Source organism: Bradyrhizobium sp. LjRoot220 (genome assembly GCF_964252915.1).
In the GTDB taxonomy this organism is placed as follows: Bacteria; Pseudomonadota; Alphaproteobacteria; order Rhizobiales; family Xanthobacteraceae; genus Bradyrhizobium.
The window spans coordinates 292,903-306,098 of record NZ_CAXUPS020000007.1 but is presented as its reverse complement, the minus strand read 5'-3'; the positions used below and the strand labels follow the sequence as shown (position 1 = coordinate 306,098).

Here is a 13,196-nt window from a genome sequence, read left to right as displayed (position 1 = left end):
GGGATGAACGGGATATGCCGTCGCTGATCGATCTGATGCTGGAAGGCCGCAAAATCCCGCGGCACATGCCTTGGCCGCGCACCGTGGTCGATGCCTCGGTTTGGGCGTTTGCCGCCAACGAGCTGGCACAGGGGCGCTGGAGCCTGCTCGGCCTCTGGGGTGAGCCCTCGACGGCACACATGGCGATCGTCGACCGCGACACGACGGAAATCGCGGTCGTCAGCATCGATTGCCCCAATCGGGTTTATCCCTCAGTCAGCAAGCACCACCCGCCGGCGCTTCGATTGGAGCGCACCGTCAGCGACCTGTTCGGATTATCCGCGGAAGACTTGCCCGACACCCGCCGCTGGCTCGATCACAACCGTTGGGGCGTACGGTTCCCGCTTGGAGATCGCATCGACGCGTTGTCGATGACGGCGCCCTACCGTTTCCTGCCGGTGGAAGGCGATGGCGTGCATCAGATTGCGGTCGGGCCCGTGCATGCAGGCATCATCGAGCCCGGACATTTCCGCTTTTCCGCCAGCGGCGAAACCGTGGTCCGGCTGGAACAACGGCTGGGATATACCCACAAGGGCATCGAGGGGCTGATGCGAGGCGCACCTATCGAGCGCGCCGCTCAATTGGCGGGGCGCGTATCGGGCGACAGCACCGTCGCCTATGCCTACGCCTTTTCGAGGGCCGTCGAGGCGGCGCTGCAAGTTGTCGTTCCGGATCGCGCGGTCTGGCTGCGGGCGCTGCTTGCGGAACTCGAGCGGCTCGCCAACCATCTCGGCGACATCGGCGCGATCTGCAATGACGCGTCCTTCGGCTTGATGCAGGCCCATTGCAACGTGCTGCGCGAGAACCTTCTGCGCGCGGCAAGCAGCGCCTTTGGTCATCGCCTGATGCGGGACGTCATCGTTCCCGGTGGATTGGCCCGCGATCTCGACGCCAGGGGGCAGTCCGCCATCCGTACGGCGCTCGATAATATCAACCTTCGATTTCCCGAATTGATCGAACTTTACGACAACACCGCGTCGCTTCAGGATCGTACCGTCGGTACCGGCGTCGTCACGGCTGCACTGGCAAAACAGTACGGTGCGGGAGGCTATGTGGGGCGCGCGTCCGGGCGCGTGTTCGACGCCCGCCGGGCTCCGGGCTATCCGCCCTATGACGATCTGCGCTTCGAGGTACCGGTGCTCGAGGACGGTGACGTGAACGCCCGTGTCTGGATTCGGATTCGGGAAGTCGAGCAGAGCCTTTCCCTGGCCAGCCAGATTCTGGACCGCCTTCCCGACGGCCTGCTAAGCGCGTCGGTCGATGCCGAAGCGGGACCGCGCGAGGGGATGGCGTTGGTCGAAGGTTTCAGGGGCGACGTATTGGTCTGGCTCCGGCTCGACAGCGGCCGGGTCGAGCGCTGCCATCTTCGCGATCCATCATGGTTTCAATGGCCGCTGCTCGAAGCCGCCATTGAAGACAACATCGTCGCCGACTTTCCCCTCTGCAACAAATCGTTCAACTGTTCCTATTCCGGGCAGGATCTGTAGGAGAAGACGGTGCGCAAACTTCTCTTTCAAAGTTTCTTCCAGAGGCCGCTCACGGAGCAGGCCCCTGCGCTGGACGAGACGGCTGTCGAGGAACTCGCCGCTGCACTTCAGCGCGCCACACGGCGACGCCTTGGCCGAAGCCTCTCGATCCGCGAAATAGATGCCGGGTCATGCAACGGTTGCGAGCTGGAGATCCACGCGCTGAACAATGCCTATTACGACGTCGAGCGTTTCGGTATCCGGTTCGTCGCCTCGCCACGCCACGCCGACGTTCTCATGGTCACGGGACCCGTGACCAAAAACATGCGCGATGCCCTGGAACGAACTTATCATGCAACCCCGGACCCGAAATGGGTCATTGCCCTCGGAGATTGCGCAAGGGATGGCGGATGTTTCGCCGGCAGCTACGCGGTGGTCGGAGGGGTCTCGCAGGTCGTCCCCGTCGATCTTCATATTCCCGGCTGCCCGCCGCCGCCCGTTACGATCCTGCAGGGACTTCTCTCCTTGCTCGATCGAACGGCCAAAAGCGCTACTTCGACGTGAGGCTCCGGAGCAAACGCGTATGCCGCAACCGACGCCGCGTATTGATTTTTCGAAATGTCCTTCGAACGCCTCAAGGCGCCAAAATCCGCCTGCAAGAGCATTTGCCCCTGGCGGCTTCCCCGATCATTCGTTGTTCGATTTAGTCATCGAGTCCGTTCCAAAGTCCGCGGCAGCGACGGTTTGGACGGCTTTACGTTCTTCATCTTTGGCTTCGTTATGTGTTCCCTGAGACGAACCCCGCGACCACCGGCTGAACTCGCAACACCCGGATTGATCAATTCGATCCCCGCATGCTCCAGTGCCGAAATCAGCTTCATCAGAGAATCGACGTTTCCGCGGACAACGCCGTCGCTCGCTTCCATGCGCTGGATGGTGGGGACCGAAAGATCTGCAAGGTCGGCGGTTTGCCGCTGATCTATGTTCAGGAGCGCACGGGCCGCCCTGAGCTGGTTGGCCGTAATCATGAGATGGCGGTCTCCGGCAAGATTGGCACCGAATATGTCTATACCGTACTAGTTACTGCTTCAAGCATCGATTTAGATGCAAAATATATCACACACGGGTTCGCGCCGATACGGACCTCGCTATCCGAGCCCTTCACCGGAATGATCGCGCAAGGATGCGGAAACATTATGCGCCGTTCCTGAAACCGTTGGCGCACTATACGCGACATGATAAGAGATGTTTGGTGCATCTATTCTAATGCTCAACTCTTAACCTGGATTTCTGACGTGAAGTTGCTGGGACGTTATCAGGGAAGGAACGGGCAGATCGAGATCGTGGAATGCTCCTGGGACGGCACGCGCGTATACTTCGAGCAAGGCGTGAGGCAAAGCCAGGCAACGCCCGATGGCGAAAGCGTATTCACCTATGTCAAGCTCATGGACGAGCTTCTGTCCCGCTCCGAACAAATCCTCGTTTTGGGCTGCGGCGGGGGAACCCTTGCAACAAGGTTGTGGCGGCTTGGCAAGACTCTGACCATCGTCGACAACAACCCGATCAGCTTTGTCCTTGCACACAAGTTTTTTGAGCTGCCGGACGATTTGCCCTGCGTCGTCTCCGACTTTCGGAAATTTGTATTCGATGACCGCGGGTACTACGACGGCATCGCGATCGACGTCGGAGGACCGGGATTTCGGTTCTCGGAGGAGTTCGATGCCGAGACCTGCGACGCCATCCGCTCCCGCCTGGCACCGGGTGGCCGGATCGTGATGAATGTGACGGTGGCAAACGACATTGATCCGACACCCGACCGGATCGCCGCTCGGCTTGCCGGCGAGGAAATGCGGACATGGATCGTTGACGAACAAGGCATCGAGGACCGCAATGCGGTGATCGCCTGCATGCCCGAGAAGACGCTGGGTTCACGGGCGGCGCTCGATCGCGTCATGCGCCACAGCCATGAACGCTGGGCTATCCGCCGAGGAAGATTGCGGAGCCGCGATCTCACTTATGGCTCGCGCTAACATTGCAGTGTCCAGCTGCCTTAGCCCCGCCGGGCAGGCCTAAGGCAGCTTGTCGTACACCTCTCAAGCCCGGCCGGACGCCTTATTTCCACTTCGCCAGATAGAAGCGCGGCAGCTCGTCCGAATACGGCGTGAAGTCGAGCTGCTTGGAATAGCCGTACGTCGTCACATAGGTGTGCAGCGGCGCGAAGTAGGCCCGCTCCGTGATGCGCTGGATCACGGCCGAGTAGGCCTTGTTGCGCGCTTCAGCGTCATTGGTCGATCCGCCCTCGATCAGCCATTTCTGAACATCCGGATCGCGCGCATAGTCGTCGGCGCCGCCGTTAAAGAAGTTCGGCAGGAAGGCGGACACGTCATTGATCGAATAACTGCCCCACGTGCCGAGATAAGCGCGCAGCTCCCCTGCCTTCGCGCGCTGTATCAGCGCGCCGACCTGAAGCTGGTTGAGCTTGGCGCGGATGCCGACCGCCATGAGATAGTTCTGAACCGCCGAGCCCCACTGCGGCAATATATAGCTGGCCAAATCGACCTCGAAACCATCCGGATAGCCGGCCTCGCTGAGCAGCTGCTTCGCCTTGGCAGGATTGTAGTCGTAAAGCGTCGCCGCCTCGCCGTTGCAGCCGAATTGAGTCGGGAAGCAGGGAGCGCCCGGAACGCGGCTTCCGCCGGTGACGAGCTTGTCGGCAATCGCCTGCCGGTCGATGGCGTGCCAGATCGCCTGGCGTACCTTGAGCTTGGTCATCGGATTGTCGGCGCCGGTGCGGCCGGCGGCGTCGAGCGCGAGATAGCCTACCCGCATCGACTCCTTGCGCACCGCCGCCAGATTCGGGAACTTGTTCACGCTGTCGAACTGGTCGGGATTCAGATTCCAGATCCAGTCCGCACGACCGGCGAGCAGCTCGGTCATTTCGGTGGCGGCGTCCGGCACGAAGCGCACGCTCATCTTCTTGATCGCCGGCTTGCCCTTGGGGCTGCCGGCCCAGTAATCCTCGAAGCGTTCGAAGTCGATCGAGACGCCCGACTCGACCTTGGTCATCTTGTAGGGGCCGGCGCCGACCGGCGCTTTGGCATAGGCTTCCGCACCGACCTTCTCGCGATAGGCCTTGGGATAGATCGGCGTGACCAGTGCAAAATAGTCCAGTGCCGCGGGCGTCGGCTGCTTGAGCTTGACACGCACCGACATGTCGCCGGTCTTCTCCGCCTTGTCGATCCAGTTGTAGTTCGCGGGTGTCGACACCTTGCTCGCCGGATCCGATATCAGGTTGAGCGTGTAGACGACGTCATCGGCCGTGAACGGGCTGCCGTCGTGGAATTTCACGCCCGGCCGGAGCGTGAACTCGATCGTGGTCGCGTCCGGCAGTTTCCACTCGGTCGCGAGCAGCGGCTCGAGCTTGAAGGTATCGGGATTGCGGTAGACCAGCGCGTCCCAACCCTGGTGGTGCATCACCACACCGGTGCGCTCGTTGTTATAGTAGGGATCGATGTTCGACAGCGCGGCGCGCATCGTGAGCCGCAAGGTGTCGGCGGATTTTTGCGCCGCAACTGGAGAAGCGCCGACGCCGAGCAGTGCCGCCGCGAAAATCGCCGCACCGAGCTTGTTTTGCAGACGCATATTGCCCTCCTTCTTGTTGATGTTTTCCGAACCGTTGAAATGCACGCGCTATGCCAGGTGGCACTCTACCATTCCCTGGGGGGCGCGGACCATGGGCATTGGCGCCACATTGCGGCAGCGTTCGACCGCGATGCCGCAGCGCGGGTTGAACCGGCAGCCCGGGGGAATATTGGCCGGATCCGGCATGGCGTCGCCAAGACCGATGTCGGGCACGCCGCGGCCCGGCTCCGGAGTCAGCACGCTTTGCAGCAACGCCTGCGTGTAGGGGTGACCCGGCTCGCGAAACAGGGCGTCGGTTTCGTTGCGCTCGACGAAGCGGCCGAGATACATCACCGCGACCTCGCTCGCGACATGCTCCACGACCGCGAGATTGTGGCTGATGAAAAGATAGGTCAGTCCGAGATCGCGGCGCAGATCGGCGAGCAGATTGAGGATTTGCGCCTGCACCGAAACGTCGAGCGCGCTGGTCGGCTCGTCGCAGATCACGATCCGCGGCTCCAGCACCAGGGCGCGGGCAATCGCCGCGCGCTGGCGTTGGCCGCCTGACAGTTGCGAGGGCATCCGCTCGCCCATCGCGGCCGACAGCCCGACGCGTTCGAGGATTTGCGCAACCCGGCGATCGATTTCCGCGCGTGAGAAGGTTCCCTGGGCGGTCAAGGGCAGCGCGACAATGTTCTTGATGCGGTGGCGCGGGTTGAGCGAGGCGAACGGATCCTGGAACACCGGCTGGATCAATCGCGCCCGCGCCTTGCGGTCGAGGTCGAACAGGCGCTTGCCGTCGACCAGCACCGTCCCCGCCGTCGGCTTCAGCAACCCGAGGATCAGCCGCGCCAGCGTGGATTTTCCGCACCCGGACTCGCCGACAATGCCGAGCACGCTGCCCGCCGGCACGCTGAAGGTGACGTCATCGACCGCGATCACGCGTTTTTCCGGCGCGAACCACCCGCCGCTAACCCGGAACTCGCAGCGCAGGTTCTGGACTTCGATCGCGACGCTCATGCGGGTTGCGGCTCCGCGAGCTGCGGCGCCAGCCGGCAAAGATAGTCGTGCGCGTCGCCTGCCTGGCGGCGCGGAATCTCGCGTTCGCAGGTGGCGTCGGCATCGGAACAGCGCGAGCGGAACGCGCAACCGGCAAAGCCGGGTCCGATCGCCGGCACCACGCCCGGAATCGAGCCGAGCGGCCGGTCGCGCTGCACCCGGCCCGGCACCGGCACGCAGGACAGCAGTCCGCGTGTATAGGGATGTTGCGGGCTGCGGAACAATTCCGCGGTCGGCGCCCGTTCGACCACCTCGCCGGCATACATCACCGAGACGCGGTCGGCGACGCGGGCGACGATGCCGAGGTCGTGGGTGATCAGCAGGATCGCGAGGCCGAGTTCGCGCTTGAGTGTGGCGAGCAGCCGCAGGATCTGCGCCTGCACGGTGACATCGAGCGCGGTGGTCGGCTCGTCGGCGACCAGCAGTTCGGGATCGCACATCAAGGCCATCGCGATCATGACGCGCTGACGCAATCCGCCCGAAAGCTGATGCGGGAACTGGCCGAGCCGCATCTCCGGCGCGGTGATGCCGACGCGGCCCATCAGTTCGACCGAGCGCTCGAGCGCGGCGGTGCGCGAGCCGCCCTTGTGGCGGGTCAGCACTTCAGCCATCTGCGAGCCGATGGTGAAGGCCGGGTTGAGGCTGGTCATCGGCTCCTGGAAGATCATCGAGATGCGATTGCCGCGCAGGCGCGCCATCTCGCGGTCCGACAGCGACAGCAGGTCTGTACCGGCAAAGCTCATTCGCTTGGCGGAGCGGCGGCCGCCGCGGGCGAGCAGGTTCATGATCGACAGCGCGGTCACCGATTTGCCGCAGCCGGATTCGCCGACCAGGCAATGGGTCTCGCCCTTCTCGACCTGCAACGAGGCGCCGCGCACCGCCGCGCTGCGGCCGCCGAACATGACTTCGAGGTCATCGATATCAAGCAATGCACTCATCGCGACCGCTCCGAGCCGAGCAAATTGCGCAGTCCGTCGCCGACCAGATTGATGCCGAGCACCAGGACGAACAGCGCGACGCCGGGCACCATGATCACCCAGGGCGAGAAGAACATGTAGTCCTTGCCTTCGGCTATCATCAAACCCCACGACGGCAGCGGCGGCGGCACGCCGAGGCCGAGAAACGACAGCGCGGCCTCGAGCAGGATCGCCAGCGCCATTTCCAGTGTTGCCACCACGGCAAGATGGCTGGCGATGTTCGGCAGGATCTCGTTGATCAGCAGATGCGAAGTCGAGGCGCCGGCGCAGCGGGCGGCATTGACATAGTCGAGGCTGCGGATCTGCATCGTGGTGGCACGCGCCACCACGGCGAAGCGGTCCCACAGCAGAAGCCCCAGCGTCGCGACCACGAGGCCAAGGCCCGAGCCCATCAACCCGACCACCGCGAGCGCGACCAGCACCACCGGGATCGACAGCCGGGTCGTGATGGCGAACAGCACGGCATCATCGATGCGGCCGCCGAAGAAGCCGCCGAGCACGCCGAGCGTGATGCCGATCAACCCTGATGTGATCACGGTCATGATGCCGATCAGCAGCGAAATGCGCGCGCCATAAACCAGCCGTGCCAGATAATCGCGGCCGAGCTGATCGGTGCCGAGCAGATGCCCCGCCTGGCTGCCCTCCATCCAGAACGGCGGCTTGAGGCGATTGCCGAGATCCTGGGTGAACGGATCGTACGGTACCAGCTGGTTGCCGACGAGCGCGGCCAGCGCGATGATTCCGACGATAACGATCCCGACCGTGAAGCCGGCCACGCCGACCCGCGACGTCAGCGGCGCATGAATTGCTATCGGTTCGCTCATCCGGTCCGCAGCCTCGGATCAAGCAACGCATTGAGAATGTCGGACAGCAGCGTGAGGCCGATATAGATCGCGGCCAGCACCAGCACCACCGCCTGCACCACCGGAAAATCGTTCTTGGCGATGCTCTCCCAGCCGAGATAGCCGACGCCATGCAAGGCGAACACGGTCTCGATGACGATGGAGCCGCCCAGCATGAAGCCAAGTTGTACCGCGGCGATCGACACGACAGGGATCGCGGCGTTGCGCAGCGCGTGCTTGAAGATGATGCGCGCGCGCGACAGGCCCTTGGCCCGCGCGGTGCGGATGTAGTCGGACGCCATCGCCTCGATCATGCCGGAGCGCGTCAGCCGCGTCAGGGCAGGAATGGCCGTAAAGGCGAGCACGATTCCCGGCATCACGAAGTGCTGCCAGGTTCCGGTGCCCGAGATCGGCAGGACGCCGAGGTTGAGACCGAGCACGATCATCAGAATCAAGGCGAGCCAGAAGCTCGGTATCGCCTGCCCCACCATCGTGAACATGGTGACGCCGCGGTCGAGCCAGGTGTTCTCGCGGACCGCCGCCAGGATGCCGAGCGGGATCGAGATGATCAGGGCGAGACTGAGGCCGGTCAGGCCGAGCGTGAGGGTGATCGGCAGGCGCCGCGCGATCAGGTTGGCGACGCTGTCCTTGAAGAAATAGCTCTGGCCGAAGTCGCCGACCATGGCGCGGCCGACCCAGGAGAAGAACTGGACATATACCGGACGATCGAGGCCGTAGGCCTTGCGTATGATCTCGACGTCGGCCTGCGTCGCGGAAGGACCGGCGATCGAGATCGCAAGATCGCCTGACAGCCGTGTCAGCATGAACGCAAGCGTCATCACCGTGAGCGCGACCAGGACGCCGAGAGCAAGACGCCGGGCAATGAGAAACGCCATTTCCTAGAATTCCAGTCCCGAAGTGCAGCAAGGGTTTCCGACGGCCACAGCCCGAGGCCGTAACGGTGTCATCCCTCGATGCTCCATGCAAGGGCTGGGCCGAGCATGCAAGGGCTGGGCCCGAGCATGCAAGAGCCGGGACCGAACATGCAAGAGCCGGGCCCGGGGCGGCGGTGATCGCCAACAGGCGCCAAAAAACTTAAAGCCCGGCGATTTTGATAAACCGCCGGGCAACTGCGCCAATATTGTTGGATGAACGATTACGGGATGAACGCCGCCATTCTCTGCGAAATAGCGCCCCAGCGTCTATCCGGGAAACCACTGTGTGGACTTCATGGCTACAAGCTGCGTGTTTCCATTGGTCGAGCCGCCACCTGACGGAGTGCTTTGAGCGACCATCGCCCTGCCGTTGAATCTTCTCAAGCAGTCGGTGGGCGCGCTGAGGCCCATGGGCACGCGGCCTCGAAAGCCGCCGACATTTGCAGCACCCCGAGATCGTCGCAGCGCCGGCCGACGATTTGCAGCCCGACCGGCAACCCGGCGCTGGTGAAGCCGCAGGGAATTGACGCTGCCGGATTCTGCGCCAGATTGAACGGATAGGAAAACTCCGCCCACGACATCCAGTCCCACGGATGCTGCGGCCAGTGGTCGGGTTGCAGTTGCGTCGCCGGGAATGCCGCGACCGACACCGCAGGCGTCAGCAGAAAATCCCACTCCTCGAAGAAATGGTGGATCTCCGCGCAATAGGCCAGTTTTGCGACCTTCATTTTCAGGTAGTCAGCGAGCGTCATGTGTAGTCCGGCTTCCATGCAGGCGACAAAGCCCGGATCCATCCGGTCGCGAAATTCGGTGAGTCGATCGGCGTAACGGCTGTAATGCGCCGGCCAAAAGAAGCGCGCCAGTTCCGGGCCCTTCGGTCCCCACGGCGTCGTGACCAGTTCGACGCGCCAGCCGAGTTCGGTTTCGAACACCTCCGCGGCCTTGCGCACCAAAGCGGCCACTTCGGGGTCGACGCGGGCATGGCCGAGGTCCGGACTGAACGCGATGCGCGGCGCGCGCGGCCTGCTCGCAAGAAGTCCGCCATAGTCGGCCGGCGGCGCTTCAAGGCTCGATTGATCGTCGGGATGGCGGCCTGCCATGACCTTGAGCATCAGCGCGGCGTCGGCGACGGTGCGGGTCAAGGGACCCAGATGCACGGTGTTATCGCTCGGTGTCATCGGCGATTGCGGCACGCGGCCGTAGGTCGGCTTTAATCCGAAAACGCCGCAGAAATGCGCGGGCATGCGGATCGAGCCGGCGCCGTCGCTGCCCTGATGCAGCGGGCCATAGCCTGCGGCCGCGCCGACACCGGCGCCGGAAGAAGACGCCCCGGCGTTGAGGCCGAGCTTCCACGGATTATGCGTCACGCCGGTCAGCGGGCTGTGGCTGACGCCCTTCCAGCCGAATTCGGGCGTGGTGGTCTTGCCGAGGATGATGGCGCCCGCCTCGCGAAGCCGCGCGACCACGACGTTGTCGACAGGCGCGACATCGCCGCGAAACAAATATGTTCCGCGCTCGAACGGCATGCCGCGCACCGGTTCGAGATCCTTGATGGTGACGGGAATGCCGTGCAGCGGCCCGATGGAATCTCCCTTGGCAAGCGCGCTGTCGGCCGCGGCCGCGGCGTCCATCGCCTCCGTCGCCGCCAGATGCGCGAAGGCATTCAGTTTGGGCTCAAGTGCGGCAATGCGCTCGAGCACCGTCGATGTGATTTCGACGGAGGACAATTTCCGGACGCGGATCGCACCCGCCAGTTCCGTTGCCGGCGTGAAGCAGAGATCGATCTTGTCCATCGCTCAGTTTCCGCGTTTCACTGCCGAACTGGATATCGAAACGACCGGCGGATCATAGGCCTGGATCGGCGGCAGATTGCCATCGAAGCGCTCGACTTCGGCCGTCGTCAGTTGCCCGGTGCAGCCCTGCGCCAGAGCCGATGTGCCGACGTCGCGCGTCAGCACATTCGGGTTGCCGTGCACGCAAAGCGGGGCGTCTTCGCTGGGATCGGCGGGGTCGTACCAGGCGCCGGTCGAAAGCTGCACGACGCCGTGCCTGATATCGTTAGTCACGCGCACGCCGGCGAGGCACGCCCCGCGGGCATTGAACAAACGGATGATATCGCCGTCGCTGATCCCGCGCGCGGCGGCATCGGCGGGATTCATCTGTGCGACCTCACGTCCACGGTGCTTCGCAGCTGCGCTGTGGCCGCCGAAATCGAGCTGGCTGTGCAACCGGGTCGCGGGCTGGTTGGCGACCAGGATCAGCGGCGCCGCTGGCGCTGGCACCTGCGCCGGCGCAAGCCAGGTCGGATGACCGGGGCAATCGGCTTCCTGAAAGCCCGCAATGGTTTCGGAGAAGATCTCGATCTTGCCGCTGGGTGTCGGCAACCGCGCGCCTTCTGGATCGTCACGGAAGCGACGAAGCTGTCCGCCATCGTCGGGCGCTTGCGGCAGGATCAGGCCGTCCCCCGCCAGAAATTCGTCGAAGCCGGGGGCCGGCAAATCCATGCCCGCCAGCGCCTTCCGCGTGGGTTCATACAGATGCTCCAGCCATTGGCGGACGTTACGGCCTTCGGTGAAGGCCTCGCGGGCGCCGAGGCGCTCGGCCAGATCGGAAAAGATGGCGTAATCGTCGCGCGCCTGCGCGTAAGGCGGCGCAATCTGCGGCATCGGCACCAGCAGCGGATCGTTGGGGTTTCCGCCGATATCCTCGCGCTCCAGCGTCATGGTTGCGGGAAGCACGAAATCGGCGTGCCGCGCCGTCGCGGTCCAGCCCAGTTCATGCACCACCAGCGTGTCGACCTGCGCGAAAGCGCGCCGCAGCCGGTTGAGATCCTGATGGTGATGGAACGGATTGCCGCCGGCCCAATAGACCAGGCGGATGTCGGGATAGGTTTTGGTCTTGCCATTGTAGCGGTAGCTGCCGCCGGGATTGAGCAGCATGTCCGCGATGCGCGCGACCGGGATGAATTCGGAAACGCCATTGCGGCCCTGTGACAGCGTCGGCATCGGCACCGCGTTGTAGCGGCGTCCATAATAGGCGATCGCCCCGAGCGCGTAGGCGTAGCCGCCGCCCGGCAGACCGATCTGCCCCAGCGTCGCCGCGAGAACCGCGCCCATCCAGACCGGCTGCTCGCCATGTTCGGCGCGTTGCAGCGAATGTGCGACCACGATCAGGGCGCGGCGTCCGTGCAGCCTTCGGGCGAGCGCGACAATGCTGTCGGCGGGCACGCCGGCGATCGCGGCGGCCCACGTCGCGTCCTTGGGCTGGCCATCGGTTTCTCCGAGCAGATAGCGCTCGAACACCGGCCAACCGACGGTATAGCGATCGAGGAAATCGCGATCGTGCAAACCTTCGACCACCAGCGTGTGCACCAGCGCGAGCATCAGCGCGGTGTCGGTGCCCGGGACGTTGCTGATCCATTGCGAGCGGGCTTCCCCGGGCAGATCGCCGCGCAGCGGGCTGACATGCACGAACTGGCAGCCGCGCGCAGCTGCGCGCGCCATCGCGCCGCGCTCGACATGCTGGCTGGTGCCGCCGCCGGCCACCATGCTGTTCTTTAGCGCCATGCCGCCGAAAGCCACCACGATCTCGCTATGCGCGACGATCTGGTCCCAGGACACGTTGCGCTTCGTCAACTGCTCGTAGTCGCCGAGGATGTGCGGCAGCAGCACCGAGGAGGCGCCGGAACTATAGGAATTGACCGACTTGACGTAGCCGCCCATGGCCACGTTCAAAAAGCGGTGGACCTGGCTTTGCGCGTGATGGAAGCGGCCCGCGCTCGACCAGCCATAGGACCCGCCGAACACCGCGCCCGCGCCAAAATTGTCCCGCACCCGGGCGAGCTCGGCGCCGAGCAGGTCCAGCGCCGCATCCCACGACATCGCAACGAACTCATCGCGCCCGCGGCGCTCGTCCGGTCCCGGTCCATTTTCGAGCCAGCCACGGCGCACCATCGGCTGCGCGACCCGTGCGCGATGGCGCAACGCGCCGGGAAAATTCTCGATGATCCGGTTCGGATCGGGATCATCCGGATGCGGACGAACCTCGAGTTCATCGCCCTGCCAGCGCGCCGAAAACGCGCCCCAGTGCGAGGTATGCGGCCGGAAGCCACTATTTGTTGCGGGAACGGGAGGGGCTTTCTCGGTCACATCGGTCATTGGGAGGCTCTCATCGTCATCAGGTGCATAGGCAATCTGCCGGCACTCTAAACCTATCGGGCGCCGGGAGCATTGCGAAATTGGCGAGGGGGTCTGCTCG

The 13,196-nt window shown here is 64.0% G+C and carries 11 protein-coding genes; 3 read left to right on the top strand and 8 right to left on the bottom strand.

Translation table 11 applies throughout. The features are described 5' to 3' along the window. Window positions 1-14 precede the first annotated feature (14 nt). Both ACSQ84_RS27150 and ACSQ84_RS27145 read left to right on the top strand, forming a co-directional pair. Window positions 15-1,526: an NADH-quinone oxidoreductase subunit C gene (locus ACSQ84_RS27150; protein ID WP_436214783.1), complete on the top strand. Its 1,512-nt coding sequence runs from the start codon at window positions 15-17 to the stop codon at window positions 1,524-1,526. 9 nt (window positions 1,527-1,535) lie between these two features. Then, window positions 1,536-2,069: an NADH-quinone oxidoreductase subunit B family protein gene (locus tag ACSQ84_RS27145; RefSeq protein WP_436214782.1), complete on the top strand. Its 534-nt coding sequence runs from the start codon at window positions 1,536-1,538 to the stop codon at window positions 2,067-2,069. A gap of 143 nt (window positions 2,070-2,212) precedes the next feature. Here the strand turns inward: ACSQ84_RS27145 and ACSQ84_RS27140 are convergent, their stop codons facing one another. Then, window positions 2,213-2,533 carry a helix-turn-helix domain-containing protein gene (locus ACSQ84_RS27140; protein ID WP_436214781.1) on the bottom strand — a complete coding sequence of 107 codons (321 nt, stop codon included), beginning with the start codon at window positions 2,531-2,533 and terminating at the stop codon, window positions 2,213-2,215. 267 nt (window positions 2,534-2,800) lie between these two features. On the opposite strand from ACSQ84_RS27140, the gene ACSQ84_RS27135 reads away from it, so the two are divergent. Further along, on the top strand, window positions 2,801-3,535 hold the full coding sequence (locus tag ACSQ84_RS27135; RefSeq protein ID WP_436214780.1) for a spermidine synthase: 735 nt from the start codon (window positions 2,801-2,803) through the stop codon (window positions 3,533-3,535). Between the two features lie 82 nt (window positions 3,536-3,617). Here ACSQ84_RS27135 and ACSQ84_RS27130 read toward each other — a convergent pair whose 3' ends face one another. The 7 genes from ACSQ84_RS27130 to ACSQ84_RS27100 form a co-directional block, all read right to left on the bottom strand. After that, window positions 3,618-5,147, bottom strand: coding sequence for an ABC transporter substrate-binding protein (locus ACSQ84_RS27130; protein WP_436214779.1), 1,530 nt, complete (start codon window positions 5,145-5,147; stop codon window positions 3,618-3,620). A 48-nt stretch (window positions 5,148-5,195) separates the two neighbouring features. Then, window positions 5,196-6,146: an ABC transporter ATP-binding protein gene (locus ACSQ84_RS27125; protein WP_436214778.1), complete on the bottom strand. Its 951-nt coding sequence runs from the start codon at window positions 6,144-6,146 to the stop codon at window positions 5,196-5,198. Continuing rightward, the gene (locus tag ACSQ84_RS27120; RefSeq protein ID WP_436214777.1) at window positions 6,143-7,123 is read right to left on the bottom strand and encodes an ABC transporter ATP-binding protein; all 981 of its coding nucleotides are present in this window, start codon (window positions 7,121-7,123) and stop codon (window positions 6,143-6,145) included. Before ACSQ84_RS27120 ends, ACSQ84_RS27125 begins: the two co-directional genes overlap by 4 nt. Next, window positions 7,120-7,986, bottom strand: coding sequence for an ABC transporter permease (locus ACSQ84_RS27115; protein WP_436214776.1), 867 nt, complete (start codon window positions 7,984-7,986; stop codon window positions 7,120-7,122). Before ACSQ84_RS27115 ends, ACSQ84_RS27120 begins: the two co-directional genes overlap by 4 nt. Continuing rightward, entirely contained in the window at window positions 7,983-8,900 is a 918-nt protein-coding gene (locus ACSQ84_RS27110; RefSeq protein ID WP_436214775.1) for an ABC transporter permease, read from the bottom strand. Before ACSQ84_RS27110 ends, ACSQ84_RS27115 begins: the two co-directional genes overlap by 4 nt. Before the next feature lie 419 nt (window positions 8,901-9,319). After that, the gene (locus ACSQ84_RS27105; RefSeq protein ID WP_436214774.1) at window positions 9,320-10,732 is read right to left on the bottom strand and encodes an amidase; all 1,413 of its coding nucleotides are present in this window, start codon (window positions 10,730-10,732) and stop codon (window positions 9,320-9,322) included. A 3-nt stretch (window positions 10,733-10,735) separates the two neighbouring features. Then, window positions 10,736-13,096 carry a molybdopterin guanine dinucleotide-containing S/N-oxide reductase gene (locus tag ACSQ84_RS27100; protein ID WP_436214773.1) on the bottom strand — a complete coding sequence of 787 codons (2,361 nt, stop codon included), beginning with the start codon at window positions 13,094-13,096 and terminating at the stop codon, window positions 10,736-10,738. Window positions 13,097-13,196: the final 100 nt, after the last annotated feature.

What these genes read in the sequence shown, in the direction of transcription:
- ACSQ84_RS27105 (WP_436214774.1), bottom strand. Translation starts at nt 10,732, where the DNA reads ATGGACAAGATCGATCTCTGCTTCACGCCGGCAACGGAACTGGCGGGT.
- ACSQ84_RS27120 (WP_436214777.1), bottom strand. Translation starts at nt 7,123, where the DNA reads ATGAGTGCATTGCTTGATATCGATGACCTCGAAGTCATGTTCGGCGGC.
- ACSQ84_RS27110 (WP_436214775.1), bottom strand. Translation starts at nt 8,900, where the DNA reads ATGGCGTTTCTCATTGCCCGGCGTCTTGCTCTCGGCGTCCTGGTCGCG.
- ACSQ84_RS27125 (WP_436214778.1), bottom strand. Translation starts at nt 6,146, where the DNA reads ATGAGCGTCGCGATCGAAGTCCAGAACCTGCGCTGCGAGTTCCGGGTT.
- ACSQ84_RS27140 (WP_436214781.1), bottom strand. Translation starts at nt 2,533, where the DNA reads ATGATTACGGCCAACCAGCTCAGGGCGGCCCGTGCGCTCCTGAACATA.
- ACSQ84_RS27100 (WP_436214773.1), bottom strand. Translation starts at nt 13,096, where the DNA reads ATGACCGATGTGACCGAGAAAGCCCCTCCCGTTCCCGCAACAAATAGT.
- ACSQ84_RS27150 (WP_436214783.1), top strand. Translation starts at nt 15, where the DNA reads ATGCCGTCGCTGATCGATCTGATGCTGGAAGGCCGCAAAATCCCGCGG.
- ACSQ84_RS27115 (WP_436214776.1), bottom strand. Translation starts at nt 7,986, where the DNA reads ATGAGCGAACCGATAGCAATTCATGCGCCGCTGACGTCGCGGGTCGGC.
- ACSQ84_RS27130 (WP_436214779.1), bottom strand. Translation starts at nt 5,147, where the DNA reads ATGCGTCTGCAAAACAAGCTCGGTGCGGCGATTTTCGCGGCGGCACTG.